The sequence below is a fragment of the Kiloniella sp. genome, assembly GCF_965205715.1.
Taxonomy (GTDB): domain Bacteria; phylum Pseudomonadota; class Alphaproteobacteria; order Kiloniellales; family Kiloniellaceae; genus Kiloniella.
Map to the genome: position 1 here is coordinate 14,013 of NZ_CBDBHW010000004.1, position 25,664 is coordinate 39,676.

The window sequence follows — 25,664 nt, forward strand, 5'->3', positions numbered from 1 at the left end:
AACCTGATCTCTTGTCGGGTTTAGCCCAACGCGCGCGTCCTTGGGGTATCTGCAATGAGCAGGCCTAATCAACCAAGGAGTAATACAAGATGTCTAATTTGAGCATGACCACCGTAGGCAACGCAGGATGGATTGGCTATGCTGGGCCAAAGAAAGAAGACGCCATTAAGTTTTACGCCGATGTTATGAACTGGCAAATGGCCGACCTGCCAATGAAAGATGGCTCCAGCGTTCCGGGGATCATGGTCGGCGAAGGCCCAATCGGCGGCTTTTCTCCCGAACCCGCAGACGTTGCAGCCTGGACTATTTACATAACCGTTGAAGACGTAGATGGCGCAACAGACAAAGCCCGTGCCGCAGGGGCCAATATACTAAGTGGCCCTCTAGACATTCCGGGTGTCGGCCGAATTACCACCATGATAGATCCACAAGGCGCCCGTATTGCCATGATCACTTATGAAAGTATGCAGGGCTGAGCTTTCAGAAACATTTTTAGACCGCCAGATAACAGTTCTTTTTATAGGTTCTGGTCTGGCGGCTTTCAATTAGGAGATTTATCTTGAATAAGCACCTGCTCTCCGTCTTGGCTTTCGTGATCATTACCTTTGCGGTCCAGGGCACATCTCACATGGTTATCAACAGCGAACACTACCAACAAATGGGTTTCTTGCGGCCCGATCCTATTTTCTCCTTAGGATTTCTTGCCATGCTCATCCAGGGAACGATCATGACGACATGGCTCCATCTCTTGGCCCCACAACAGGCAACGGTTAGGCTTGGTTTAATCGTCTCTTTGGGGTTCGGATTGTTTCTAGCCTCTTATATTTCTCTGGCCTCACCAGCGAAATACCAAGTCCCTTCCATCCCTGCCTGGATCATGACTGAAAGCCTTGCCAGCCTGCTTCAGTTCACCCTCTTTGGCATTGTTCTCGGCCTTATTCATTCCCGGGTAAGGCCAAGGCAATCAACCTCGACTGAAGTGCAAAATTGAAGTATCGGCCTGATACAGGTTATCCAACCAGAATCAGGCCGATTATAGCTATAGAACTGGCACCATAATTAACCCTGACTGATCTCCAACATTCGATTATATGCGGGGCGAGCCTCTAATTTGTCTAGCCACCTTTGAATGTGCTCAAAGCCCTCCAGCAAACCAAGACCTCTCGCCCAAAACATTCCGGAACCATTCAAAACATCTGCCGCAGAAAATTCACTCCCCAGTAAATAGCCTGAAGTTGAAAGGGTACCCTCAATCAACGTTGCTACACTTTCAAACGAAGAGAGTTGGCGTGACATTGGCATGAAATCACTGCCTGTTTCTTCTGCACCTTGCCGCCTGACTTCCTCCAACAAAGACGCTTCCAGAGAACCCACCGAAAAAGCCATCCACCTGTAATAGGCTGCGCGGTTGGGATCATCAATCTCTGGAGCCAAGCGATTTGCGCCATGACGATCCGCAATATGAAGACAAATCCCCAAGGTCTCGGTAATAACGTTATCACCTTCTTTCAGGGCCGGTACTTTACCCAAGGGGTTCATAGCCAGATATGCCCCCCTTTTGTGCTCGCCTTTTCTAAGCGCGACTTTTTCCAAGTCATAAGACACACCACATTCTTCCAGCAACCAGCACGGGCGGGAAGACCTCGTTCCCGCGGCAAAATAAAGAAGAGGTTTAACACTTGTGTTCATTTTATTTGGTTCCGTTTTCTGGGTTAGGCTGGCTTGGTACAGGTTTGAGATATCAATCCAATCCGACCTTCAGCAAAGTTACGCTTCATATTGGGAACGATCTCTTTCATTATCGGACCAAGAACGAGGTTAAGACCCAGAGGGGGCGGAGTACCTGCTTGTTGCAATCGTGAGATAAACTGGTCCACGAATGCAGCGCCTTGGGCCGAAAGGTCCGTGGTTGTGCCGAGATCAAACCCCGCGTCAGTTAATTCCTCAAGTAAGTTTTCAACAGTGACGACAAAACTTGTGTCCTCATTGCGAGCCCAGGGCATTGGGAAATGAAGGGGCTGTTGCTCTGACTTTGCCACCACGTCATAGATCAGGAACGGTGCTCCAGGTTTTAGAACCCGGAAGACTTCCGCATAAAATTTCGCTTTGTTTTCCACGCTCATGCCCACGTGAATGGTCCAGGCACCATCAAAGCTACCATCGTCATATCTAGACAAATCGGTGACATCGCCGTGATCCAGGCTCACTTGGTTTTGAAGGCCTACCCATTTGTTTAATTCTCGGCCCGTTTGACAGTATTCTGTGCTGAGATCTACGCCCGTTACCCGGCACCCAGTCGAGGCCGCCAACTGTCTAGCCGGACCACCGAGGCCAGAACCTGCGTCAAGAACATGATCACCTGGCCCAACTTGTAACTGCTCAATAAGTTCCTTGGTTGCCGCAAGACCTCGAAAATGAAATTCATCCACCTGGGCAAGTTGATCCAAGGTGACCCGATCTCTGGATGTGCCAATTTTCCCCAGTCCATCGTCGATCCTTCCCAGTAATCCCTTGAGCTCGTAATGATCATTTTCGCTAACTTGGTTAAGTTCAGGCATGCTTCAATACTCCATTCAAGATCAATTGATCTTTTATTGTTAAAAAAATACGCCAACCACCTGTAGTGCTCTTTTTCAGAGCTAATCCAGGGTAGCCAGCGCCATATCGATAGTGTCTTCAATCCGCTCGGGATCAGCTTTAGATCGGGAAAGAACGGCAATGCCATAGAATACACTGCCAAAAAAACTTGCCGTTGCCACGGGGTCGAGATCACCTCTCACTTCGCCGTTCGCAAGTGCACGTTTGAGCGCATTTTGTAAAGCCGCTGTCATGCGTTCAACATTAGCACTGGCGACGGAAAGAACATCTTGTTCATCGTTGCCAAATTCCACAGCTGTATTGCACATCATACAGCCATTTTGAAACTTCTCGGCTTTCACCGCCCGGAGAATAAAATAGAAAAATTCTTCCACTTGCGCCCGACAGGCATCAGGCTTTTCCATCGGCCCAAAAAGCAAATTTCCATAGGTCAGACTGTAATGTTTCAAAGACGCTTGATAGAGTTCGCGCTTACCACCAAAAGCCGTGTAAAGCCCTGCATGAGCAACACCTGTATAGTCTACGAGATCTCGAACAGATGTTTCTGCGTAGCCTTTTTTCCAGAAAAGACGCATCGCCCTCTCCAGTACCTCGACTTCATCAAACTCGCGAACACGCGCCATAACAGCAACCCATCAATTCAAGATCATTCGATCTAATATAGGAACTATGAAACGACAATCAAGGTAATCACGAGAAATTTTAACTAACCGTTGCTCACAGCGACCGCTAAACCAGCCTTCATCATAGGGTGGAACCGACAGTAATAGGTCAAAGACATCCCCTCCGTAACCATCAAGCTCTTTTTATCGCCTTTGCTGATTGTCCCTGTGTCCCAGCTCTTATCATCAGCTGTTGCCGTGTGCGGTGCAATATCCCGGTTGGTCCAGGTGATGGTATCTCCATATCTGACCACCAGTTTATCTGGTGCAAAGTTAAACCCCGAGATCTCCACGTGGTGTTCAACAGGAGCTTGAGCTTGAGAACCTGCGCGGGCAGCTTTACTGATAAGGGCGGGGCCAATAGCCGCAACAGCACAAGCTGCCGCGGCCCGACCCAAGACGTATCGTCTTGTTAATCGCATGATCTATTGGACCTTTTTAACCATCATGGCAGCATGACCTTCGTGTGCTTTGAAAATTTCAAGCCCCGCTTTGAAGAGGCTTTTCACTTCAGCGTTTTCGATGTTTGGAATAAAGGCGTTTTCTACCAAACCATTAACAGCCTTGTGATAGGCCAATTCGTTCTCGGCATAAAACTTATCGAATTCCGCACCGCGAAGTTTACTCATCTGATCAACCAGTTTCTCTGAATTGGCGACCAGAGTTTTGCTCAGGAAATTGTCCTGAGGTTGCGCTTTTAATTTTGCAAGCAGAGCCAGTGCCTGCTCATTAACCGCGTTGTGATCCCTAATCATGGTCTTGGCGAATTCCTGGATTTCCGGGTTTGTTGAAATCCCCAAAGCAAGGTGCGCGTACCTGATATCAATGTTATCCGCCGTATAGGCCACGTGCGCAATCTCAAGATCATTGAGCTCTTCAGGGGATGCCGCAGAGGAATCAGCTTGTGCTGGTCCTTGAAAAATTAAAGCAGAGAGGCCGAGAGCCAATAGTGATGTTTTGATTTTCATAATCGATACCCTTCATGAATTCAGTAATGCAGATCTGGCCTAAATATCTTGGGCCACCCTGCCAATGAACCCATTGAACGCGATATCTTTAGAATGATGAATGACCCCGAGTTCACCATTCTTGATCAATCGTCCAGAATGTATCCCCACCGTAAAACTTGCGGTATAGTTCCCTTAAGCAACCAAATGGACATAAAATGGACTTACTCAGCGACATACTCTCACGCATGCAAATGGCGGGGACGCTTTATTTCAGAACCTCCTTTACCTCTCCCTGGAGCATCCGCGTACCCTCTTTTGAGAACGTGGCCCGCTTTCACTTTGCACATCAGGGCCGTTGCCTCGTGCGTATCGAGCCCGACAAACCGCCGGTATTTTTAGAACAGGGCGACCTTGTGATTATTATGCGCGGTGCAGCACACACCCTTTTTTGTGATCCCAGCACAGAGACCCCAGCAACACACCTTGATACAGTGGTAGAAGAGTCTGGCTTCTCGGGTACAGGTGCACTAGTTTACGGCGAGTTTGGTACCCATCATGAAACTCAACTCATCTGTGGTCACTTTGCTTTTGGGCGGGATGCCCAACATCTGCTGATCGACGCCCTGCCCTCGCACATTCATATCAAAAATTATGGCGCGGCTTCCGGAGCCTGGATGGAAAACACACTCAAGATTATTGGAAATGAGGCAGGTCGGGAACAGATGGGCAGCGATTTGATCGCAATGAAATTGTCCGAGATTATCTTCGCGCAAGCTCTTAGAACTTATCTGGAAAATGAAGGCAAAGACGCCCCGGTACTGGCGGGTTTTGCCGACCCAGGTATCGCCCGAGCCTTAACCGAAATCCACAAAGAGCCCGGCCACCCCTGGGCCCTTGAAGGCCTCGCCCAAATCGCAGGGATGTCTCGGACTTCCTTTGTGTCGCGCTTTTCTGAATACGTCACTATGCCGCCGCTTGGATACATTACCCACTGGCGCATGCAAATCGCCCGACAGGAACTGGCCACCTCGGATACATCGATCATCGAAATTGCCGAAATGGTCGGCTACCAATCCGAAGCCGCCTTCAGCCGCGTGTTCAAAAAACACCACCTCAAAGCCCCGGCAACTTACAGGCGATCGGTACAGATGGCGGGGTAAAGCAGTAGAGGAAACTCCCTCCTCACCGTTCCCTAATCTGAGCCGCAACTGTGATGGCGATGCCGCAGGCGATCACAGCGGCACCGATCCAGGTCATCAGGCTATAGGTCTCGCCCAAAAGAACTGTCGCAGCGATCAGGCCGACGGCGGCGGCGACGTAGCCGATCTGGCTCAAAAGTACCGGACCGCCTTTTTGCTGCAGCTTAAAGAACACCGGGAAGGTCAGCCCTGCGATGATCACCTGGGTCAGGGCCGCAGAAGGGGCAAAAACCAGTTCGTTGATCGGCAGCGATCCGTTCGTGATCAATAACAGAGCAATAAAGACCACCACGGAAAACGCATGGCTCCAAAAAGCGAGAACGTTAGGCTGAGCGCCCTCAGGCCAGTCTATGGTTCGGTAGATGTTGCCACAGGCCAGTGCCACTGGGATCAGGATGGCGGCGACAATCCAAATCAAATCAGGGGCTTCAGGCGCAGATCCGCGGGTGATGCTCACAACAGTGGCCCCGATCAACCCCGTGGCAATTCCCGCGATGCCAAGCAGGCTTGGGGTTTTAAGCCGAAACAACACTGCCAGGGTCAGGGTAAAGACGGGGGAGAGGGCAAACATCAGCCCGGTATACCCAGATCCGGCGTGGGGAATAACGCTAAACAGCAGCAGATTGGGAAATACAAATGAAATCAACCCCGAGATAACGACGTAGCGCAGCATGCGCCCTCTCGGTAAAGACAACTGCCCTTTGGCCAACAGCACCGGCAAGAGCATGACCGACGCCCCAAGCGAAACCAACAGTGCCCACAGCATGGGGGATACACCCGCATCCCCCGCAATTTTGCCGAGCGGAAAGTTGAAACCGATCAGTGTCCCGGTCAAAAGAAGTAAGAAGGCCGAACTTTGGAACAGGCCCGATCCAGAGCCTCTCGCGGTATTTTCACTTGATAACGACATTATCGTTCAACCTCTACTCTTCTTGGCGCTTGGTTTCTTAAACACGCCAGATTTATTAAATTCAGCTGTAACAACTGTTATTTCGGAAACTCTCCGGTGAAGGCGATCTCTTCAATGGCGAGCCTTTGGCTGGGGGTTTCACGTTCTTGAAGCTCTTCCGGCAGTACCTTGGGGTCCGCGCGTTTGCCAATCGCAACCGCGATCTCGATTTTATAACGCTCTGGTATGGCAAGACTTTCACGCAACTGATCGAAGTGAACCCCAGCCATGCCATGGGCCTGGTATCCAAGGGCCGTGGTCTGAAGCGCTAGCTGTGCCCAGGCTGCCCCGGCATCGAAACTGTTATAGTGCGATAGCTTGTCGGGACGACTATCGTCACCCCCAGAGGCCCCCGGCATTACTGTATCGGAGAGAACGAAGACGGCTCTTCTCCGCTTTGTTGAGTAGAAAAAGATGCCGACCGCCAAGTAACCTGTTGATATGTATGGTTTCTGATAACTTTACATAGAGCAGGTATATGACAATCAACATCTCGCAGCATATTTTAGGCCTCAAAGGGCAACGTGTAAATGAAATTAAACTGGATGACGGCGGTGTTAAGATTGTCATTCACTGCAGCCGAGACGCGCGTAGGAGGGCTATAGACCCTGCTACAGGCCAGAAGGGAAGCATCAACCAGCATGTCCGCCGACAAGTAAACGACATCCCCCTTTTTGGGTATCCTTGTGTGGTCGAGATTGAGCTGGCGCAGGTTTATATTAACAAGGGCGAACGCCGCATTGAGGGGTGTGATTTTGTTGATAAAGGGTGCCGTTTCACTCACCGATTTTGCCGACTGATCAGTGGATTATGTCGGCATATGTCTATTCAAGCGGTTTCCAGACATTTGGATATACGATGGGAAACGGTCAAGAATATCGACAGGGCATACCTTATTGAAACTCTCCCTACGCTTGATCCTGCAGAGCTAACTGGCTTGGAATATATTAGTGTAGATGAAGTTGCCCGGGCGAAAGGTCATGACTACATGACGGTGGTCTACGATATGGTTGGCGGTCATCTGATCTGGGTTGAAGCAGGCCGAACTGCCGAGGTTTTTTCAAGGTTTTTGAAACAACTGCAACCAGATACAGCCTGCAAAATAAAGGCCGTAGCGATGGATATGGGGCCTGCCTACCAAAAGGCTGTCAGAGAGTCCTTGCCGTTGGCCGACATAGTATTTGACCGTTTCCACGTCATGAAAAACTACAGCAAAGCTATCCATAATCAGCGTCGACTTGAGTTCAGAAAGGCCGATCCAAGTGGTAAAGAGTTGATGAAAGGGACACATTATCTGTTGCTCAAAAATGCGGATAAGTTGAGTGAAAAACAAAGTGACAAGCTGCAAAGGTTGCTGGAGAGCAATAGCAACCTGAATGCACTTTACGTCTTGAAAGAACAGCTTCAGCTGCTGTGGAGTGCCGCTTCATTTGAGGCGATGGCGGAGCAACTGGAACGTTGGTGCCTGATAGCAGATCAGTCACAGATGCTCTATCTAAAAAAGTTCGCGAAATCCCTACGGAAACATTGTGTGGGCATCTGCAACTACGCCAAACACAAGCTCACAAGCGCCAGGATAGAGGCTGGTAATGTCAGTATAGGAATGATCCGTAAGCGAGCCAGAGGCATCAAGGATACCGAATACTTCAAACTCAAAATTAGACAATCATCCATTCCAGATAATCAATCTATGCTCTATTTGAAATCCTAAATCTACTCAACAAAGCGGAGAAGTGCCATTTCAGTTAGCTTTTATACAAGAAGCCAAGAGAGAAGTGTATCCAGGGGGTCCTGACCCCAAGCCTACATGAACGATGCCGCGACCCAGAGATTAGGGTGGGTAGATAAGCTAAATCAAATCACGACCAAATAAGCGGTCTAAGAATTGGATATACCACTCAAAAGCAGCACCACTGTATTTCTCAAAGTCCGCATCCTGTTGCGCCTTCGTGTGGGTACCGGGCTCACCAATGTTTGCAGCCATAAGCTCTTGCCATTGATCCAGTATAGATCGCGTGACCTCCGGATGGGACTGTATGGCATAGGTGGTTTTCCCAACCCGAAAAGCCTGATTGGGAAAGAGAGGCCCCGAGGCCAAGCGTGTCGCCCCCGCAGGCAACTCAAAGCCCTGACGATTTCCAGCCAGGACATGCAGGCCAACAGGCAGAAAGCTTTGTCCTTCCTCCGTTGGCAAAACTTCATGATATCCAAAGGCCAGCTTATTATCCGAGTGCGGGCCCACTTTTGCCCCCAGATGACAGGCAATGAGTTGGGCGCCAAGGCAAACCCCCAACAAGGGGATATTCCGTGTCATGACCTCCCTCACGAACGCCATTTCATCTTGAAGATAGGGCTCTTCGTCGGTTTGGGTTACATACTGTGCGCCGCCCAGGATCATAACGCCCGCAGTGTTCTCGGTGAGTTCAGGCAACCTCTCACCCAGGTAAGGAGAAACTGTGCGAAGAGAAAATCCGCGCTCAACCAGATGCTGCTGCCCGCGGTCCAGCTCGGGCGAGGTGTGATGCTCTATGACAATGATTTCTTTCATTCGCTACTTCCCCAGAGAACCATCTACATACATCACATATAGAGGCTATAGCCCCTTAGGGTCCAGACCTAGTTAAGTCCCTAATTAAGGCCCTCAGGCTTTGGCCCACCCGTTGCCCAATCCAGAAGCTCGACATTATGAACCACCGGGATATCGGTTCCGCCAGAGATCTGGCACTGACAGCCGATATTTCCGGTCGCGATGATATCCGGAGACAGGGACTGGATATTCTTGATCTTACGATCCCGGAGTTTTCCAGCCAGTTCGGGCTGCATGATATTATAGGTTCCCGCAGAACCACAGCAGAGATGCCCCTCGGGCACGTCCCGGACCTCAAAGCCTGCATTTTGTAGCAGCATCTTCGGTTCCTTGGTTATCTTCTGACCATGTTGGATGGAACAGGGTGCGTGGTAGGCTACAATTTGCGCTGGGTCACTTCGCGACTGATCAATAGGCCCAGCCTGATCAATCTCCAAACCGCCGATTTCTGTGAGGTACTCAGTTATATCACGGGCAAGGCCAGAGACCTTTACGGCCTTATCTGCCCACGCGGGATCATTGCGTAACATAAAACCATAGTCTTTTACTGTTGTGCCACAGCCAGAGGCATTGGTGATAATGGCATCCAGCCCCTCGCCTTCGATTTCAGCGCTCCAACCCGTGATTGCCGCTTTCACCTGTTGGTCCGCGGCGTGTTCCTTGCCCATGTGATGAACCAAAGAGCCACAACAGCCTACACCCTTTGCAATCACAACCTCGATACCAAGACGCGTGAGCAGCCGCACCGTCGCCTCGTTGATAGAGGGCGCAAGAACGGTTTGCGCACAGCCCGAAAGAAGGGCGACACGCCCCCGTTTGGTACCCTGAGCGGCAAAAGTTTGTGGTTGATCGACGACACTCGCCGCAGGCATGGTTTTTGGCGCGAGATCAATAAGCGCCCGTAACCGTCCCTTTAAAAACCTGCGCATAACAGGGGCCGACAAAGAAGCCATGTTTAAGGCAGCGCGAAACCAGAACGGACGTGGAATGACAAAGCTGAGCAAATTACGCAGGGACCGCTCAAACAACGGGCGCTGATAAGTTTCTTCGACGTGGGTTCTGGCGTGATCAACCAGATGCATATAGTTCACCCCGGACGGGCAGGTCGTCATACAGGACAGACACGACAGACAACGGTCGAGGTGTTTGCTGACTTGCTCGGTGGCGTCTTCATCACCCTCAAGCATGCCCTTGATCAGATAGATCCGTCCGCGCGGGCTATCCAGCTCATCCCCAAGCAGGACATAGGTTGGGCAGGTCGCGGTACAAAATCCGCAATGCACGCACTTGCGCAGGATATCTTCGGCCTCTGCAATATTGGGATCGGCGAGTTGGGCGAGTGAAAAGTTGGTTTGCATGACCCGCTCCTAAATATCGCCGAACATACGGCCAGGCAAATCGCCGTAAAGGCGACCGGGATTAAGAATGGCCTTGGGGTCAAAGTTCTCTTTCACCCGGCGCATCAGCATGTGTTCCCCGGTGCCAAGCGGATGATTGGGGACGTCTTGATCAGATGCGCCTTCTGGTGAAGTAAGCAGCGTGGCGTGTCCTGTGATACCTTCTAGGGCATTACGGAGCAGCGTTGCATTATCGCCCCCTGGAAAGGAGAGCCAAATCAACCCGCCGCCCCAGTCGTAAAAATACCGGGTGTCTGAGCCGAGGTTCAGGCTGTCGATATAAGCGCTGCCAGATTTGGGTGGCACTGAAATGCGCCAAACCGAATGATCTGAATTGCCCGCCAGAGGAGCGCCATCCCGCAGCTCTCGCCAGAGTGCACGGCTGTCTGAAAGATCGATAAGCTGTCCGTTACCGAAGTCTTTCAATAAGGCTTCGAGCTTTGCTACGCGATAACTCACGGAAGGGCCGTGGCCCTCGAGGCGTAGGGCTGTAGTTGCCTGATCGGACGGCAGGAGCTCTAATGTGGCGGCAAGGGCTTGCGGAATGTGGGCAGCAGAGGAAATCTCACAGGAAGAATTCAAGGCCTGCTTCATCGCCTCCATCGCCCGGTCGTCGTCTAAACCGTGGAGCAGATAGGTTTTCTCTTCGTTGGGGGCAGGCAGGACCTTGATCGTGATATCACTCATTACGCCAAGAGTGCCGAACGATCCCGCCATCAATTTCATGAGATCATAGCCAGTGACGTTCTTGACCACCCGTCCGCCGGACTTGAAAGTCTCGCCCCGTCCCGACACCGCAGAAAAACCCAGGAAGTGATCCCTAGCCGCGCCAGACTTTATCCTCCGCGGCCCCGACAGGTTACAGGCAATGGCGCCACCGATGGTGCCGGAGTTGGTATTGTCAGAGTTGGGCTGGCCTGAGAACAGAGGGCCATAGTCCAGCGGCTCAAACGCCATATACTGATTGTGCTCGGCCAAGGCGGCTTCAATTTCACTGAGCGGCGTTCCGGCGCGGGCAGAGAGCACAAGCTCTTCAGGCTCGTACAGGGTTATCCCGGTGAGCCCCGAGAGATCAAGTTGATGATCACAGGTGATCTTGCGCCCCAGTGATTTTTTACTGCCCGCGCCCAAGACCTCCAGCGTCTCTTCTTGCGCAAGCGCCCATTGAACCGCTTCTTCAAGCTGGGCGGCGTTATCTGGTTTTATATGGCTCATGGTATTCTCTCACGGGGCGACTTTATTATTGTTTTTGAGGACCTGCTGGCCCTTTAAGTAGACTTGGCGGTAGACCTGCTTACTGCAGCGTATTAGAAGCGTGGGATATCCGGGAAGGGAAGTTTGCCCTTATGGATATGCATGCGACCCAACTCAGCACAGCGGTGTAGCTCCGGAAACACCTTGCCCGGATTGAGCAGCGCCTTGGCATCAAAGGCACACTTCACCCGCAGCTGTTGTTTAAGGTCTACATCGGTAAACATCTCCGGCATCAGATCGCGCTTCTCAACCCCAACCCCGTGCTCTCCGGTGAGCACGCCACCAACCTCGACGCAAAGCTTCAGGATATCCGAGCCAAAGTCCTCGGCCTTCTCCAACTCGCCCGGGTTGTTGGCATCGTACATAATCAACGGATGCAGGTTGCCATCGCCAGCGTGAAAAACGTTGGCAACCCCAAGCCCGTAATGCTCGCTCATCTCCCGCATACGCTTGAGAACCAGCGGCAGCTTGTTGCGCGGGATCGTCCCATCCATGCAGTAGTAATCCGGCGTCAAACGCCCAACCGCCGGGAAGGCCGCTTTGCGCCCCGCCCAGAACAACTGGCGCTCTTCTTCGTTTTGACTGATGCGACTGGTGACAGCCCCGGACTTACTCGCGATATCCGACACCCGCTCGATGAGATAATCCACCTCAGCCTGCGGCCCGTCCAGCTCTACAATGAGCAAAGCCTCCACATCCAAGGGGTAGCCCGCGTTTACAAAAGCCTCAGCCGCCTGTATCGCAGGCTTGTCCATCATCTCCATACCACCGGGGACAATCCCGTCAGAAATAATCGCAGCAACACAATCACCGCCTTCTTCAGACGTTGGAAATCCAAGCAATAGAGCCCGTGCGGTTTCAGGTTTTGGCAAAATGCGCACCGTGACTTCAGTGACAACCCCCAGTAACCCTTCCGATCCCGTCATAAGGCCGAGAAGATCATATCCAGCGCCATCAAAGTGCTTGCCGCCGAACCTGAGAATGGTTCCATCGATGAGGACCATTTCGATGCCAAGAAGATTGTTTGTGGTTAGGCCGTATTTCAGGCAATGAACCCCGCCGGCATTTTCAGCGACATTGCCTCCAATGGAACAAGCTATCTGACTGGAGGGATCTGGCGCGTAATAAAAACCGTCACCTTCAACAGCCTTGGTGATACCGAGATTAGTGACGCCGGGCTGTACTACTGAACACCGGTTATCATAATCCACGTCGAGAATTTGATTAAACTTACCCATGCAAAGCAGAATTGCATCGGCTAAAGGCAAAGCCCCACCGGATAGAGAGGTCCCTGATCCACGCGGGACAACTTTGATGCCCTCAGCGTGGCAATATTTCAGAATTTCGCTTACCTGTTTTGTATTCTTAGGCAATACGGCCAGTAGGGGCGGTTGCCGATAGGCTGTCAGGCCATCAGATTCGTAGACCTTTAACTCTTGGGAACTGACGATCACCCCTTCCCCGGGCACAATTTGTCTTATGCTATGGGCGATTTCATTACGCCGCGCCAATATTGACGGGTCGGGATCGGGCATTCTCATCAGGTTTCTCCGGACTTTTTTATTATGCGCCTAGAGTTGCCGATGTTGCCCAAGAGGACAAGAAAACTTTCGGTGAGAATGTTTCATATTATTTGAGACAAAAAAGAAAAAACCGCTCTCTCTTACGAGAGGCGGTTTTTTTCTAAATCACATTCCGGCTAAAAGCCAGATTGTACAAGATTAGCCCTGACGCGCTTTAAAGCGAGGGTTCTTCTTGTTGATGACGTAAACCCGGCCGCGACGACGAACAACACGGCAGTTCTTATCGCGCAGCTTGGCAGTCTTCAGAGAGTTTACAACTTTCATGGTCCTACCTTTGGCAAAAAATGTGCCCGCTGACCGGGCTGTCGAGAAGCCCGGACAATATGTAAGGGCCTCTTAGATGTCAACCGCCTGATCAAACAGTGTGAAAACTGAGCGCTTCTATACGCACCTTTTTTCGGAATTAAAAGAGAAAAGAGTCTCTTTTTTGGATTCTCTTACCAATCAGACATCATCTGGGTCTGGGATTGGCGAATTGCGAGGAATCGATAGAGGCGTACAGCTCCGGATTCCATGGCATGCGTCCGACGCGCCCAAAGCTCTAACTCGGAAACCAAGACTTCTTCCATAGACTTGTCAGAGCCTTTTTCCTTAATTGAGCTCAGGTAATCAGACCACCCGCTTTTCACCATCTCAAGATAACGATCTGTCATATCTTCGAAGATTCGACTTTGGACGTTGCCCGCAGTAAAACCCTTTTCGTATTCCGTCTTGGTCCAAATTTGCACTGGACCGCCTTCGCCTTCCTTGAAGGCTGATAAGATCTTCTCATCGGGTTCGTCCGCGGCAACAAAATCTGTAAAAAGAAATTGTCCCCCGTCTTTTAAGGCACGACAGGTGTCCTTAAAGAACTGTTCTTTATTAAGAATGGTATAAAGAGATTCTTTTGAGAAAATACAGTCATAAGACTTAGGTTTGAATTCAAACTTTTCAGGATCAAAAGCGAGAACAGGCGCTTTTTTCGCCATACCGGCCATAGTCGAGAGCTCCATGCCTGCCTCAACCATCTCATGCTCACGTTCCATGCAAGTCACCCAGACACCAAATTTGTCTGACATCGCCCGACCTGTCCCGCCCAAACCAGAACCGATATCGAGCACATTTTTAGAAGGATCTAACCCAAACGGTTTAATTAGTTCTTCGATATACTCTTCGTCACCAGGCGTAGAGTTTCCCTCACCCCAGACATCTTGTAATAATTGTATTCGAAGATTTTCCCACTGATGACTATCAGCTCTTATATCGTGTTCTTTTACGACTGGCATCGGTGGAGTTTTGGGAACAACTCTTAACTCGTATCCGAACCACCAAGCACGCAGGCGATCTAATAGAGAGATCTCTCCCCTCATAACTTGGGTGCTGGTTGATTTAGCCATCTAAGCAATACTCCTTGTGCCAGGAAGGCTAACGTATAGATAAATAAACTACAAACGTTAACAGGCAACTCACCAAAACAACCGCTTGTCTAGCCGTTGTCCCCCTCAATTCACACTAATCTACGCCTTCTTTTTGGACGTTTCTATACATATTTTCCAATACAATCATTGCATTGAACATTTAGGGAAAGATTAATAACAAGAAAATTTTATGACTAGCAACCGTCAGTCTGGCCACCTTCGCGTAAAATAGAAATAAGAGATTTGATACGCGGGCTGTGAATAGCGATACGAGACAACTGCTCATCACTAAGAATGTTATCAAACATCAAAGGCTTATAGTTATAGTACACTTCGGCCACGATTACGTTATCCAACGGATTCAAAACCAAACCATTAGGGACATTCGCATCCGTCCCCTCTGCACCGACAACTCCTGGAACAATAAGGTTACCCGCCCCACATTGACGCCAATTAACCTGTGGCGGATCTTCCCCTGTCCCGCTTACCGAAGAAACAATAATAACACCGTTCGTTTGCATATCGAACGGATCAATTATGTATTCCGCAGCCTCAAAGAGCACATTCATTTCGGTAACCGACATACTTGAAGACTGCGTAACGAGATCACTAACCTCTGATGTTAATCGTAAAATTTTGTGATTTATCCAGACATAACGCGTCATCTCAATCACGCCAGTCAAAAAGATAACGAAAACAGGAAGAGCAAGAGCGAGTTCTACCAGAGCCACTCCCCGCTCACACTGACGCAGTTTTCGCAAGAGTCTCGCTAGGGAGAAAATTTTGATAGAGAAAAAATTTAGGCACTTAAGACCAGCCATCAGCAAGAAGCTCCACCACCATAAGGCTCGTTACGAACTGCAACACTTGCCTTTAATGTAAAGGTGCCGCTGCTACCAATAATTGGACTGAGAAATCCTGTAATGAGGCTCTTCTCATGTTCAACAGTATACAAAACAACTTCCGAACCATTTCCAGCGCCATCAAATCCTGCATCAGAATCCCAATTTCCGTTGCAATTCAGATCTGTAAATGATTCCCCAACATCATATGCATTGTTACCGTCTGCATCTACATAAGGTTCAGGATCCCCGATCGAATCAAAATCATCATAGACAAGAGTCGTCAATTCGCTAGCCTTAACAGTGACATACCCAGCGCCGTGATTATTAATGGTCTCAAGTATACGTTCTTCTTTAGACACCCCAGGTGAAAGATCCCCTGTTATTCCGTATCGGGCAGCTTCTCGTAACCCCCCTTCCAATAACATCGTACCGAAAAATATCCCGGCGAGATCGAATGTTCCGAGGATGAAGCTGAGGAAAATAGGCATTGCGAAGGCATATTCTACAGCAAATGCTCCCCGATCGCATTCTAGAAACGAGCTTTGTTTGGCTTTAAATTGACGAAAAAACTCTGACATCATTTTGAAACGCGAAGCTCTGAAAGTTCAGTGCCAATCTTATCAAAGGCCTCTTCCAAATCTGCTGCATTATCGGCTTTGAAGTAGTAGGGGGCGGTAGTTGCACTTGCCACAGATTTCATTAGGTTTGTTTCAACATGATACTCAACCACATAGATATCAACCCCGGTCGCCTTTATCTGAGCAGCGACGGCTTCAAGTCGCTCATCCATCTCGGATGTGTTAAGATTTCCCCTGTAGGCATCCCGAAAAGAACTCGTGTTCATACCATCCGTCATTATGACAATAGCACGACGAAGGTTACTTTTAGTACTTGCCTCATTGTAGGGAACTCCCGGCATAAGTGTACGCCAGGCCCAAACTAATCCCTGGGCAATCGTTGTTGTCCCTTCTGGATCATCAAGATCACCGACGGCTGATGTCGTTGTACTCTTCGTTCCAGTAAGCTTAGAAATTCCCCAATCCGGACACCGAACCGTATAGGAGTACCCATTCCCTGGATAGACAACTCTTTTGGGCATTGGCTCCCAAGAATCCCAGTCAACGCCACCAACATCGGCATCATATAAAAGGTGATCGGCATCATCCTCATCTCCGTTATCCGTATAGCGCGCATAGGCACAACCAACCCAATCGTCATCAGGCTCTGTTGTAAAAGGAACAGGGGAATTATTTGTGTACCAGAGACCGCCAATTTGTTGATTTAAGTCTGAATCATAATCTACGCCGCGATACGCAACGTTGACAGCTGCAGACCATGGCACTAGGCCAACCTGTAAATTTTCACTTTCGGTTTCTGCTCCAAACAGTTTATCCACGAGAACGTTGGCAGCAGCTTTCGCAGATGTCAGGCGGGTACCAGATCCATCGGAAGATCCCATAGATCCAGTTGTATCAATTGATATGACAACATCTAAGGGCGTCACGAGCCTGGTAACTTCTGCACTCGCAGCAACAGATACAGTGTCTTTCCCTAGAACTTGCATCAAGGTCGTATCAACGGTTGCAGAAGCTGATACCGTTACTGTTGTACCATTATTTTCGATAAGGGGTGTCGCGAGGGTTACATCAGCGCCCATAAAATCAGATGGAAAATTGGCGTCAAAATAATTCTCAAATGTACTCTGAAGCTTTGTCGTATCATCCGCGTAAGGGGCCGCAGCAAGAGCCGCGGCATCAAGTGCCTGGCTTAATCGCGCCTTAACGACATATCCACGCCCCGTATCAACACCCAAGCCAACCATCCCTACGACCGGGATAACAGCTAAACTGAAATTGAGAAGAATAGAGCCTCTTTCACACGCAGAAAAAGCCAGGAGCAAGGCTCTGGCTTTAATACTCAAGGTCGTTATTCTTGCGGCAATACCAAGAACTGATTTCATGACAAGCTCACCTCACACCTATGAGCCCCTAACATTTCGAACACGGCTTTATTCGGGGAATGCTTATCTGGCAACGGGGCAAGGTGAAGAATGTATCTGAATAATGGCACTTCTCCGCTTTGTTGAGTAGATTTAGGATTTCAAATAGAGCATAGATTGATTATCTGGAATGGATGATTGTCTAATTTTGAGTTTGAAGTATTCGGTATCCTTGATGCCTCTGGCTCGCTTACGGATCATTCCTATACTGACATTACCAGCCTCTATCCTGGCGCTTGTGAGCTTGTGTTTGGCGTAGTTGCAGATGCCCACACAATGTTTCCGTAGGGATTTCGCGAACTTTTTTAGATAGAGCATCTGTGACTGATCTGCTATCAGGCACCAACGTTCCAGTTGCTCCGCCATCGCCTCAAATGAAGCGGCACTCCACAGCAGCTGAAGCTGTTCTTTCAAGACGTAAAGTGCATTCAGGTTGCTATTGCTCTCCAGCAACCTTTGCAGCTTGTCACTTTGTTTTTCACTCAACTTATCCGCATTTTTGAGCAACAGATAATGTGTCCCTTTCATCAACTCTTTACCACTTGGATCGGCCTTTCTGAACTCAAGTCGACGCTGATTATGGATAGCTTTGCTGTAGTTTTTCATGACGTGGAAACGGTCAAATACTATGTCGGCCAACGGCAAGGACTCTCTGACAGCCTTTTGGTAGGCAGGCCCCATATCCATCGCTACGGCCTTTATTTTGCAGGCTGTATCTGGTTGCAGTTGTTTCAAAAACCTTGAAAAAACCTCGGCAGTTCGGCCTGCTTCAACCCAGATCAGATGACCGCCAACCATATCGTAGACCACCGTCATGTAGTCATGACCTTTCGCCCGGGCAACTTCATCTACACCAATATATTCCAAGCCAGTTAGCTCTGCAGGATCAAGCGTAGGGAGAGTTTCAATAAGGTATGCCCTGTCGATATTCTTGACCGTTTCCCATCGTATATCCAAATGTCTGGAAACCGCTTGAATAGACATATGCCGACATAATCCACTGATCAGTCGGCAAAATCGGTGAGTGAAACGGCACCCTTTATCAACAAAATCACACCCCTCAATGCGGCGTTCGCCCTTGTTAATATAAACCTGCGCCAGCTCAATCTCGACCACACAAGGATACCCAAAAAGGGGGATGTCGTTTACTTGTCGGCGGACATGCTGGTTGATGCTTCCCTTCTGGCCTGTAGCAGGGTCTATAGCCCTCCTACGCGCGTCTCGGCTGCAGTGAATGACAATCTTAACACCGCCGTCATCCAGTTTAATTTCATTTACACGTTGCCCTTTGAGGCCTAAAATATGCTGCGAGATGTTGATTGTCATATACCTGCTCTATGTAAAGTTATCAGAAACCATACATATCAACAGGTTACTTGGCGGTCGGCATCTTTTTCTACTCAACAAAGCGGAGAAGAGCCTGAATAATTAACAAAGGATTAAAGTTAACCCTTTAAAATATAAGCATAATTTAGATTTAATTTGACCTAAATTTACTATACGAATGAGAAAGATAATAAATACAGGGCAGTACTGGACTGCATAAGAGAAGTCCTAGAGAAATATCACGTTTACACTTAATTGAAGAAAATTAGCCGACTCTAATACCACCGCGTCATGCTATTTGTGACTGTTGCTGAATAAGTCACATAATCTGGCACCCCTGGTACAGCAGGTAGCATTAATAGATTATGCTGAATATTAATGAGTTCGGTTGTTATCAGTACCTTGTAACCCTCACTTGATCCAACGCCCCCAATATCTGCGATTTCATAGGTTACCTGGATGTTATCGGCCGTTAATCTTGGCTGGATGGTTTGAGCCTCGGCCAAAAGTGCAGCCATTGCATCACACCCAGCCCCTGTGCAAACCTCAATTCCATCAACTTCGAGATCAGCTTGATCAACCAAGGGAACTGAGAGTGTCATCAAACGGGCTACCCGCCTTGAAGCCTCATTCGACCTATGAAAATCAAACATCCAAATCGTAAAATCAATGATCAAGGCCGATAAGGCAACCAACGCAGGTAAAATCAGCGCAAACTCCACAAGAGCTACTCCACTTTCACTCTTTCGAAATTTCTTTAATAATTTAAAGACCGACATATGCTTGCTCATGACTAAGATTAAAAGAGAAATCAGAAACGCCAAAAAAGTCCCACAGTCCGGGTAACATTGGTGAGTAGGGAACATTTGCATTAACATTAACAACCGGAAGATCTGAACTCCCGAGTGCAGGATCCACACCGACCATCGTGTAAGTAGACGACGTCAATGTAAAAGTGCCACCTGTACCCCAACCCGGGACAAGTAAATCACCGGTACCATCAAGCGTCCCAGTTTTTACCAGATTTTCGACGGCGGTTAAATCACCAGCCGACATGGGTTGTTCGGTTTGAGAAGCATAAAAGGCGCCAGCTCTTAATCCCTTTTCGATAAGCGTTGCCTGACGGAGAGCAAGTCCGACATCAAGGACTATCGTCATCGTCGTAAGCAAGAACATCAAGCTTAACCCGAATTCAACTGCTGCCACCCCTTTATCGCATTGATAAAACCTACTCCAAAAGGCCAACATTAGCGTAATACTCCAATGAGTTCGTTACAGTTAAAGCACGGATGACTTCGCCGTAAATTGCAGCCTCCGGAGGATCAGAAACAGGCTCTGTTACAAAGACCTCGATAAAATTACCATGCGTTGGGTAAGATCCATGACCATGCACGTTATCAGCAATACACTGTAGCTGCGCAATTTTCATCACACGCCGCTGATCTCCGTTACTCGCAATGGTTTCACTGGGTACACCGTCAAAATTGGGATCATCCTCATTAAGTGGGTCAACCGCGACAGGAATATCCACACCCGGCGGGGTGACACGCACATATGAACCCGGAGGCGTACCGCCCGGATCGGGATAAAGCGTCTTTTTGCCATCCTTTAAATAAACCGCGCCCTGCTCATAGAGGTATGTCTGGTAACGACTGGCATCCGTTAAATCACCCGGTGTCGCAGCCCCTAAGTGTTTATCGTTCCAATAGGTATCGATATCCCAAACACCACTGCCTAATTTGGCATCCGGATCTGCGATCAAGTCATCATCGCGAGGATAAGCAATCACGTTGGGTGCCGGATAGGGCCAAGGATTACCGGGCATATCAAAACGAGAGTTGATACCGTCTTTTACTTTCTGGGTTTTTGAACCCGTTGCGGTCTCTACATCCACATCATAACATTCCAGCGGGTCAACAGCTGCCAACTGTTCTTCAATATCGTTTGCACCGACAGAACCATCAGGTAAGGCAAGAAGACCAAAATTACCTGGTGCCCATGAACTACTACTGTTATTTGGCTCTTTAAGCCGAACCTGGCGGCCATAATTTGCTGGTAATGCCAGAGCATCAGATGCGTTGGTCTCACCGAAATCACAAATCATCAGTGGCGGTGCTTCGCAAATCCGAATGTTTGAACCAGCTGTAGCAAAAGCATCCACAAGAGTTGAATCCTGGGTTGTTCCAGTAAAAGCGCCGAGCACAGGGGCCAACAGAAAGTTCACTTGCTGTGTATTTAATGTTACCCGCAAAAATTTTGCATCAATATCATCAGTCGCCGCCACGTCAGGATTTAATTCTGATAAAAAATCCACTGAGTATACAGGAAGCGCACTCCCCCCTGTAACACCACTGCGATCCAGCATGGCGTTTGTCGCTACAGCCAGGGCCCTGGCCTGAGCACCATCCCGACCATCAAGTTGTCGAGCGCCAGCCAATGCTCCTGCATCGGCTCTATGTTGCATTTCCGATTTAAGTAAAATTATTTGTCCGATATCTACAGCTAAGGCTCCCCCGCCTATAGCAATGGCCCCAAACATTGCCGTGTAAGCCAAAACTGATCCTTCGGTACTTTTCCAAAATTTGCTGAAGAATCGTGATAGCATTTCGTGACCTCATTCTATGATCAACTGCAACAACGATAATACACTTTTCTTAATAAAAATTAAAGTATTAGCATCAATGCAATGAAATTAATAAGCTAACAAATAAAGTTAATTCAACCATTAAGAACAATTTAAATTCAAATTAACGACATCAAAGCAAATTACTTACAATCATTTACTGCAAATTAAGATCCTAGATATTAACCATTTACTTGATAAAATGCCTAATACTTATGTTTCGCTCCAAAATTAATTTCTTTCATCCCTCTGAAAATTTCGAAAACTACAACCTTACTTAACTACATATTATTGCTGTGATTTCTTTGCAAAAGGCCTCCACCTTTGACACAGAAAAAAACAATAAACTGAAACCCGTTAAATAGGTTACAGAGCAAGTTTTGATAATCTTAGGAAATTTAACCTAGAAACTTATTAACCATAAGCCATGGCAACAGTATTTCTGCTCACAAACAACCTACAAAACCCAAAATCTGACTTGCATAACTAAAAATCGCACAACACAACTATAGGCTATATCGATTAAATTTCCCCTCAAGCTCTAAAAAGTAAGCAAGGTGAGTATTTCGAAAGACTTTGCTTGAACTCTAGCTATTCCTCTTTAGCCATCGACCTTATTTTTTTCAGAACTTTGAGAGGGTGTCGCGGGGAAAAGGTTCGTGGCTTCAGGGGTCAAATTTGTTGTCATAGCCACTGCCGGTATAGAGCTACTCACACTTGGTTGACCGCTCCAAAGACGGAAGAGAGCCGTGCTAACTGTAAGGGCTGATGTTATCGAAAGTAGGTAAAAAAGCCCTTCCGGGCCAAAGTGCTCAACAGCTACGGAACCAAGGGTAGGACCAAAAACCATACCCAACGCAAAAATCAAAACCAGCGTGCCACTCGCTGCAACCATCTGACTGGGTTTCAGATAATCATTCATGTGTGCCATACAAATTGAATAGAGCGGCAAAATAAGTGCACCTAACAACCCCACCAGCCCAAAGAGTAAAACGCTGCTATCAAGAGGGCTTTCCAGAGTTGCCAAATAATAACACACAGGAATAGTTAAGGCTGGCGCCCCCACAATCACAAACCGCCGATCCACCCGATCAGAAAGCTTCCCAAGAGGGAACTGGGCAAGCATGCCACCAAGTGTCAGAAAACCAATCAACGTCCCGATCGCACCACTGGAAAAGCCAATGGCGCCACCGTATAGGGCAAGGGCAACATAGAGTGCTCCTTGAGAAACACCATTCACAAAACTTCCTGTTAAGCCCATGGGGGAAAGCTTAAACAATTCGCTAAAAGTAATTCTCTCTGGCAATTCATAAGATGGTGTCGCGCTTGCTGAAATCAGCATCGGAACCAACGAAAGTGAAATGAGGATTGATACAAGAATGAAAAGGAAAATACCTTCAGGGCTAGATAGGTTTAACAGCAACTGCCCAATGGTCACCCCACCGGTCTGAATAACGAAATATATCGAAAGAAGACTGCCGCGAGTATTATTATCGGCACGACCGTTTAACCAACTTTCCGCAACAATATACAAACCAGAAAAACAGAACCCCGAGAGTAGCCGCATCGCCCCCCAGCTAAATAGATCGTAGGTTATGAGGTGAACAAGAGCAGCAACACTTGCCACGGAAGCCAAGGCGGCAAAAGTGCGGATATGCCCAACCCCTACGATTAGGCGCGGAGCTATCAGACAGCCCAACAAAGATCCAACAGGATAGGCCGATTGCATCAAACCAATCCCGGACGCACTAAAACCCAGATCATCTGCACGCAAGGTAAGCAAAGTTGCCAAAAGGCCGTTGCTGACCATCAAAAAAATCATCCCGATAAACAACGCCCATGACGATTTAATTGCTGTCCACATACTTCACCAACTCCCTGCATCTCAATCTCGATGACTAAAATCGTACTGAGTATTATTTAAACCTTATCCGCTCCGTTAATTTGAGCACTAATCCCCCTTATCACAGCTTTTCAAAATGACAGATAAAAAAATTACGGGATGAAGCAACTCTTCATTGAGTTCGCTATTAAATGTGACTATTGAATAATGAGTTGTTTAGGAGAATAAGCATGGAACTCTTGGCATTTATTGCCATCGCTTTTTGCGGATCGCTTGTTTCGTCCGTTTTTGGTCTGGGAAGTGGTTTTATTGTTCTCTCCTTCGGATCATTACTACTCCCCTTAAAAGATTGTATCGCGCTAGCGACTGTTCTGTTTACAGCATCAACCTTCACAAAAGCCTATATCTACCGTCATGATATAAACTGGCGACTTTCGGGAGTTATTGCCATTGGAAGCATCCCCTTTGCATGGCTTGGAGCCGAAACGCTTGCCACAATTGACCCAGCCCCATTAAAACCATTGCTCGCTGGTTTTATTATAGTGAGTGTGATCATTAATCTGCTAGGCCTGCGCCTAAAACTGCCACAGACAACATTGGTAGCTCTCTCAGTCTCTGCTGCTTATGGCTTTATTTCCGGCCTATTGAGCAGTGGCAACCCGATTAAAGCTCTCGCCATGGAGCGTATGGGATTCGAGAAGCAGGCTTTTATCGGCGCGATGGCAGCTACAGCCCTCGGCGTTAATATCACAAAGCTTTGGAGTTATTCCGACAATCAAATTTTAAGATCCGAACATCTACCTACAGCAATTGGTTTAATTATTATTGCGATTATTTCCGCACTGTTTGGAAAAAAGCTAATCCATCAAATTCCAGACGAGAAGTACAAACAAGGTCTTTCCGCCATCCTTATTATTTCTGCATCTGCTCTTATATTTAAGTCGTAAAACGATACACAGTTTAAGGTTTCACTTGATATCGCAACCACGTGCGCTGTAGGCTTTGCCTCCACAACGAGACGAATACCCCTCTTTTTAATGGATCTCTTGCAACAACATTTAATAGCGATGTGAGATATGCGGCATCTCAGCTTGTAAGAACGAAATACATTATCAGCATTACAGACATCGGAGAAAGACATGGACCCGTTTACGTTTAACACTTCGGCCAGCATTCAATTTGGTGCCGGACTGCTGTCAAAACTCGGGAACATCGTCAAGGACAACGTCGGCAACCGTATTTTACTGGTGACGGATCAGGGAATGCTCGCCACTGGCATTATCGACCGCAGCCTCGAAGCCCTTTCATCTATTGGGATTGAGGTCACGCTTTATAGCAATGTCCGTGCGGATCCCCCTGAGAAAATCGGCTCTTCTCCGCTTTGTTGAGTAGATTTAGGATTTCAAATAGAGCATAGATTGATTATCTGGAATGGATGATTGTCTAATTTTGAGTTTGAAGTATTCGGTATCCTTGATGCCTCTGGCTCGCTTACGGATCATTCCTATACTGACATTACCAGCCTCTATCCTGGCGCTTGTGAGCTTGTGTTTGGCGTAGTTGCAGATGCCCACACAATGTTTCCGTAGGGATTTCGCGAACTTTTTTAGATAGAGCATCTGTGACTGATCTGCTATCAGGCACCAACGTTCCAGTTGCTCCGCCATCGCCTCAAATGAAGCGGCACTCCACAGCAGCTGAAGCTGTTCTTTCAAGACGTAAAGTGCATTCAGGTTGCTATTGCTCTCCAGCAACCTTTGCAGCTTGTCACTTTGTTTTTCACTCAACTTATCCGCATTTTTGAGCAACAGATAATGCGTCCCTTTCATCAACTCTTTACCACTTGGATCGGCCTTTCTGAACTCAAGTCGACGCTGATTATGGATAGCTTTGCTGTAGTTTTTCATGACGTGGAAACGGTCAAATACTATGTCGGCCAACGGCAAGGACTCTCTGACAGCCTTTTGGTAGGCAGGCCCCATATCCATCGCTACGGCCTTTATTTTGCAGGCTGTATCTGGTTGCAGTTGTTTCAAAAACCTTGAAAAAACCTCGGCAGTTCGGCCTGCTTCAACCCAGATCAGATGACCGCCAACCATATCGTAGACCACCGTCATGTAGTCATGACCTTTCGCCCGGGCAACTTCATCTACACCAATATATTCCAAGCCAGTTAGCTCTGCAGGATCAAGCGTAGGGAGAGTTTCAATAAGGTATGCCCTGTCGATATTCTTGACCGTTTCCCATCGTATATCCAAATGTCTGGAAACCGCTTGAATAGACATATGCGGCTCTTCTCCGCTTTGTTGAGTAGAAAAAGATGCCGACCGCCAAGTAACCTGTTGATATGTATGGTTTCTGATAACTTTACATAGAGCAGGTATATGACAATCAACATCTCGCAGCATATTTTAGGCCTCAAAGGGCAACGTGTAAATGAAATTAAACTGGA

The 25,664-nt window shown here is 48.2% G+C and carries 28 protein-coding genes and 1 pseudogene; 6 read left to right on the forward strand and 23 right to left on the reverse strand.

Annotated elements, in window-relative coordinates; translation table 11 throughout:
- Positions 1-89 precede the first annotated feature (89 nt).
- Both ACOGW3_RS04095 and ACOGW3_RS04100 read left to right on the forward strand, forming a co-directional pair.
- On the forward strand, positions 90-476 hold the full coding sequence (locus tag ACOGW3_RS04095) for a VOC family protein (protein ID WP_419901804.1): 387 nt from the start codon (positions 90-92) through the stop codon (positions 474-476).
- Between the two features lie 83 nt (positions 477-559).
- Complete coding sequence (locus tag ACOGW3_RS04100; protein ID WP_419901805.1) at positions 560-991, forward strand: hypothetical protein; 432 nt, start codon at positions 560-562, stop codon at positions 989-991.
- A 68-nt stretch (positions 992-1,059) separates the two neighbouring features.
- On the opposite strand, the gene ACOGW3_RS04105 is transcribed toward ACOGW3_RS04100, so the two are convergent.
- The 5 genes from ACOGW3_RS04105 to ACOGW3_RS04125 all read right to left on the reverse strand — a co-directional run bounded on the left by ACOGW3_RS04105 (position 1,060) and on the right by ACOGW3_RS04125 (position 4,228).
- A complete protein-coding gene (locus ACOGW3_RS04105; RefSeq protein ID WP_419901806.1) occupies positions 1,060-1,689 on the reverse strand; it encodes a glutathione S-transferase family protein in 630 nt (209 codons plus the stop codon).
- Positions 1,690-1,712: 23 nt separating this feature from the next.
- Positions 1,713-2,558, reverse strand: a complete 846-nt coding sequence (locus ACOGW3_RS04110; protein WP_419901807.1) for an SAM-dependent methyltransferase — start codon at positions 2,556-2,558, stop codon at positions 1,713-1,715.
- Positions 2,559-2,639: 81 nt separating this feature from the next.
- Complete coding sequence (locus tag ACOGW3_RS04115) at positions 2,640-3,221, reverse strand: TetR/AcrR family transcriptional regulator (RefSeq protein WP_419901808.1); 582 nt, start codon at positions 3,219-3,221, stop codon at positions 2,640-2,642.
- A gap of 83 nt (positions 3,222-3,304) precedes the next feature.
- On the reverse strand, positions 3,305-3,682 hold the full coding sequence (locus ACOGW3_RS04120; RefSeq protein ID WP_419901809.1) for a plastocyanin/azurin family copper-binding protein: 378 nt from the start codon (positions 3,680-3,682) through the stop codon (positions 3,305-3,307).
- A 3-nt stretch (positions 3,683-3,685) separates the two neighbouring features.
- A complete protein-coding gene (locus ACOGW3_RS04125) occupies positions 3,686-4,228 on the reverse strand; it encodes a DUF4142 domain-containing protein (RefSeq protein ID WP_419901810.1) in 543 nt (180 codons plus the stop codon).
- 197 nt (positions 4,229-4,425) lie between these two features.
- Here ACOGW3_RS04125 and ACOGW3_RS04130 point away from each other — a divergent pair, with 197 nt between their 5' ends.
- Positions 4,426-5,370 (forward strand): AraC family transcriptional regulator, encoded by a 945-nt coding sequence (locus tag ACOGW3_RS04130; RefSeq protein ID WP_419901811.1) that lies wholly within the window; start codon positions 4,426-4,428, stop codon positions 5,368-5,370.
- A gap of 22 nt (positions 5,371-5,392) precedes the next feature.
- On the opposite strand, the gene ACOGW3_RS04135 is transcribed toward ACOGW3_RS04130, so the two are convergent.
- The 3 genes from ACOGW3_RS04135 to ACOGW3_RS04145 all read right to left on the reverse strand — a co-directional run bounded on the left by ACOGW3_RS04135 (position 5,393) and on the right by ACOGW3_RS04145 (position 6,850).
- On the reverse strand, positions 5,393-6,319 hold the full coding sequence (locus ACOGW3_RS04135; protein ID WP_419901812.1) for a DMT family transporter: 927 nt from the start codon (positions 6,317-6,319) through the stop codon (positions 5,393-5,395).
- A gap of 77 nt (positions 6,320-6,396) precedes the next feature.
- Positions 6,397-6,588 carry a hypothetical protein gene (locus ACOGW3_RS04140; protein ID WP_419901813.1) on the reverse strand — a complete coding sequence of 64 codons (192 nt, stop codon included), beginning with the start codon at positions 6,586-6,588 and terminating at the stop codon, positions 6,397-6,399.
- A 106-nt stretch (positions 6,589-6,694) separates the two neighbouring features.
- A complete protein-coding gene (locus tag ACOGW3_RS04145) occupies positions 6,695-6,850 on the reverse strand; it encodes a hypothetical protein (protein WP_419901814.1) in 156 nt (51 codons plus the stop codon).
- Between ACOGW3_RS04145 and ACOGW3_RS04150 the strand changes: the two genes are divergently transcribed.
- Entirely contained in the window at positions 6,837-8,069 is a 1,233-nt protein-coding gene (locus tag ACOGW3_RS04150) for an ISL3 family transposase (RefSeq protein ID WP_419901815.1), read from the forward strand. The two genes, ACOGW3_RS04145 and ACOGW3_RS04150, sit on opposite strands and share 14 nt — an antisense overlap.
- A gap of 138 nt (positions 8,070-8,207) precedes the next feature.
- Here the strand turns inward: ACOGW3_RS04150 and ACOGW3_RS04155 are convergent, their stop codons facing one another.
- The 14 genes from ACOGW3_RS04155 to ACOGW3_RS04220 form a co-directional block, all read right to left on the reverse strand.
- On the reverse strand, positions 8,208-8,906 hold the full coding sequence (locus tag ACOGW3_RS04155) for a glutamine amidotransferase-related protein (RefSeq protein ID WP_419901816.1): 699 nt from the start codon (positions 8,904-8,906) through the stop codon (positions 8,208-8,210).
- Positions 8,907-8,986: 80 nt separating this feature from the next.
- Complete coding sequence (glcF, locus tag ACOGW3_RS04160; protein ID WP_419901817.1) at positions 8,987-10,303, reverse strand: glycolate oxidase subunit GlcF; 1,317 nt, start codon at positions 10,301-10,303, stop codon at positions 8,987-8,989.
- A 9-nt stretch (positions 10,304-10,312) separates the two neighbouring features.
- Positions 10,313-11,557, reverse strand: a complete 1,245-nt coding sequence (glcE, locus tag ACOGW3_RS04165; protein WP_419901818.1) for a glycolate oxidase subunit GlcE — start codon at positions 11,555-11,557, stop codon at positions 10,313-10,315.
- A gap of 92 nt (positions 11,558-11,649) precedes the next feature.
- On the reverse strand, positions 11,650-13,137 hold the full coding sequence (locus ACOGW3_RS04170; protein WP_419901819.1) for an FAD-linked oxidase C-terminal domain-containing protein: 1,488 nt from the start codon (positions 13,135-13,137) through the stop codon (positions 11,650-11,652).
- 180 nt (positions 13,138-13,317) lie between these two features.
- Positions 13,318-13,443, reverse strand: coding sequence for a type B 50S ribosomal protein L36 (ykgO, locus tag ACOGW3_RS04175; protein WP_046503444.1), 126 nt, complete (start codon positions 13,441-13,443; stop codon positions 13,318-13,320).
- A gap of 173 nt (positions 13,444-13,616) precedes the next feature.
- Complete coding sequence (locus ACOGW3_RS04180) at positions 13,617-14,555, reverse strand: class I SAM-dependent methyltransferase (RefSeq protein WP_419901820.1); 939 nt, start codon at positions 14,553-14,555, stop codon at positions 13,617-13,619.
- A 215-nt stretch (positions 14,556-14,770) separates the two neighbouring features.
- Entirely contained in the window at positions 14,771-15,397 is a 627-nt protein-coding gene (locus ACOGW3_RS04185) for a TadE/TadG family type IV pilus assembly protein (protein WP_419901821.1), read from the reverse strand.
- Positions 15,397-16,002, reverse strand: coding sequence for a TadE/TadG family type IV pilus assembly protein (locus tag ACOGW3_RS04190; RefSeq protein WP_419901822.1), 606 nt, complete (start codon positions 16,000-16,002; stop codon positions 15,397-15,399). The genes ACOGW3_RS04185 and ACOGW3_RS04190 overlap by 1 nt, the downstream gene beginning before the upstream one ends.
- Entirely contained in the window at positions 15,999-17,381 is a 1,383-nt protein-coding gene (locus ACOGW3_RS04195; RefSeq protein WP_419901823.1) for a pilus assembly protein TadG-related protein, read from the reverse strand. Before ACOGW3_RS04195 ends, ACOGW3_RS04190 begins: the two co-directional genes overlap by 4 nt.
- Positions 17,382-17,513: 132 nt before the next feature.
- Complete coding sequence (locus tag ACOGW3_RS04200) at positions 17,514-18,746, reverse strand: ISL3 family transposase (protein WP_419901077.1); 1,233 nt, start codon at positions 18,744-18,746, stop codon at positions 17,514-17,516.
- A 275-nt stretch (positions 18,747-19,021) separates the two neighbouring features.
- A complete protein-coding gene (locus tag ACOGW3_RS04205; RefSeq protein WP_419901824.1) occupies positions 19,022-19,468 on the reverse strand; it encodes a TadE family protein in 447 nt (148 codons plus the stop codon).
- A 43-nt stretch (positions 19,469-19,511) separates the two neighbouring features.
- Positions 19,512-19,904 carry a hypothetical protein gene (locus ACOGW3_RS04210; RefSeq protein ID WP_419901825.1) on the reverse strand — a complete coding sequence of 131 codons (393 nt, stop codon included), beginning with the start codon at positions 19,902-19,904 and terminating at the stop codon, positions 19,512-19,514.
- 70 nt (positions 19,905-19,974) lie between these two features.
- Positions 19,975-21,351, reverse strand: a complete 1,377-nt coding sequence (locus ACOGW3_RS04215) for a pilus assembly protein TadG-related protein (protein ID WP_419901826.1) — start codon at positions 21,349-21,351, stop codon at positions 19,975-19,977.
- Positions 21,352-21,970: 619 nt separating this feature from the next.
- A complete protein-coding gene (locus ACOGW3_RS04220; protein WP_419901827.1) occupies positions 21,971-23,233 on the reverse strand; it encodes an MFS transporter in 1,263 nt (420 codons plus the stop codon).
- A gap of 209 nt (positions 23,234-23,442) precedes the next feature.
- On the opposite strand from ACOGW3_RS04220, the gene ACOGW3_RS04225 reads away from it, so the two are divergent.
- Positions 23,443-24,159, forward strand: coding sequence for a sulfite exporter TauE/SafE family protein (locus ACOGW3_RS04225; protein ID WP_419901828.1), 717 nt, complete (start codon positions 23,443-23,445; stop codon positions 24,157-24,159).
- Between the two features lie 192 nt (positions 24,160-24,351).
- A complete protein-coding gene (locus ACOGW3_RS04230) occupies positions 24,352-24,600 on the forward strand; it encodes an iron-containing alcohol dehydrogenase (protein WP_419901829.1) in 249 nt (82 codons plus the stop codon).
- A 6-nt stretch (positions 24,601-24,606) separates the two neighbouring features.
- On the opposite strand, the pseudogene ACOGW3_RS04235 reads toward ACOGW3_RS04230, so the two are convergent.
- Positions 24,607-25,515 (reverse strand): annotated as a pseudogene (locus tag ACOGW3_RS04235) (ISL3 family transposase); the annotation flags it as partial.
- Positions 25,516-25,664 lie beyond the last annotated feature (149 nt).